1 protein-coding gene is annotated in these 1,925 nt (G+C 40.9%); it reads left to right on the top strand.

Annotated elements, in window-relative coordinates; all coding sequences use genetic code 11:
- Positions 1-1,626: protein translocase subunit SecF (gene secF, locus V7266_RS28140; RefSeq protein WP_335472521.1), on the top strand; the 1,626-nt coding region annotated here is incomplete at its 5' end.
- Positions 1,627-1,925: the final 299 nt, after the last annotated feature.

The following is a 1,925-nucleotide window of genomic DNA, read 5'->3' on the forward strand; positions in this document are numbered from 1 at the left end:
ATCGTCGGCAGCTTCACAGCAAAAGAAGCGCAAACGTTGGCTTCCTTATTAAATGCTGGTTCCTTGCCAGTTAAACTGAAAGAAGTCTACTCTACTTCTGTTGGGGCAAAGTTTGGGGAACAGGCCTTACATGAAACGGTCTTTGCTGGAATCATCGGTATAGCAATCATTTATTTATTTATGATTTTCTATTATCGCTTTCCAGGGTTTATCGCTACGATTACGTTAACTATTTTTACGTACTTGGTGCTCTTAATTTTCGATTGGATGAATGGGGTCCTGACCTTGCCGGGGATTGCCGCCATTATCCTCGGGGTTGGGATGGCAGTCGATGCCAACATCATCACCTATGAACGGATTCGTGAAGAATTAAAGGTAGGCCGAAGCCTAAAATCAGCATTCGAAGCTGGTGAGAAACATGCCTTTACCGCGATATTCGATGCTAACTTAACAACCATTCTTACAGCTTGTGTGTTATTTTTTTATGGAACAAGCTCTGTTAAAGGCTTTGCGACTATGTTAATCGTGAGTGTTCTAATGAGCTTTTTGACCAATGTTTACGGTTCTAGACTGCTATTAGGACTATGGGTGAAAAGTGGTATTTTTAATAAAAAACCTGGTTGGTTTGCCGTTCATCCTTCACAAATTAATAATCTTAACGATAACGTTGATACTGTCGACCTTCCAACTAGATTTGATAAAATTGATTTTGTGGGATTTAGAAAGAAAATATTTATTTTATCCGGTACGCTGATTGTCGCAGGTATTGTCGTTCTTGCCATATTCCGTTTGAACTTGGGGATTGATTTTTCAAGCGGTACTCGAATCGAGGTACAATCGAAAACGCCATTAACAACAGAAGAAGTTAGAACTGCATTTACTGATCGCGGTTTAAAACCGGATGATATCGTTATCTCAGGTAACAACAATCAAATCGGTGCTGTTCGGATGATAGGCGTATTGTCTAAGAATGAGATTGCAGATTTAAAAGCAGATTTTAAAAAGGAATATGGTTTTGAGCCGAATGTCAGCACTGTTTCTCCAACTATAGGAAAAGAATTGGCGAAAAATGCCTTTATTTCCATCTTGCTGGCTTCAATCGGTATCATTCTCTATGTTTCGATCCGATTTGAAGCTTATATGGCCATCGCAGCCATTGCAGCTATTCTTCACGATGCATTCTTTATGATTGCTATTTTCAGTCTCACAAGACTCGAAGTAGATTTAAACTACATCGCGGCCATTTTGACCATTGTAGGTTATTCAAACCATGATACGATTGTCACATTTGACCGGGTCCGTGAAAACATGCGGAAGAAAAAGCGGCTTAAAACGGTACAGGATATTGCTGAAGTGGTAAACGTAAGTATTCGTCAAACGTTAACTCGTTCTATTAATACGGTTCTTACTGTACTGGTTACGACAGCTTGCATAATGATTTTTGGAAGTCCATCTATTCGTAACTTCTCTATCGCTCTATTTGTCGGTTTAATTGTCGGTGTCTATTCATCCGTCTTTGTCGCAGGCTCTTTATGGTATGTGATGAAATGTAAAGAACTGAAAAAGAAGGGTGTCATTAGAACGGTGAAAGAGAAGAGAAAATACTCAGATCAACCACAGGTCTAATATTGATAAAAAAGAGGGTGTCCCAAAAGTTTACTTTTGGGGCACTTATTTTTATATATGAAAAGAGGCTGACCCAAAAAGTGGTTGATGAAATTTTTTTCACACTCTGTTGATTGGAGCGGAAGGCGGCGAAGACTCCTGCGGGAGTACTGGGCAGGGGAGACCCCGCAGGCGTTACAGCGCCGAGGAGGCTCCCCGGCACGCCCGCGGAAAGCAAAGCCGCCTGGAGCGGAAATCAACAGACTAGTTTAATGCATAAAAAAGAAGTGCCCTAAAAGTAAACTTTTGGGACACCCTCT

It is taken from the genome of Neobacillus drentensis, from assembly GCF_036965645.1.
GTDB classification, from domain to species: domain Bacteria; phylum Bacillota; class Bacilli; order Bacillales; family Cytobacillaceae; genus Neobacillus; species Neobacillus drentensis_D.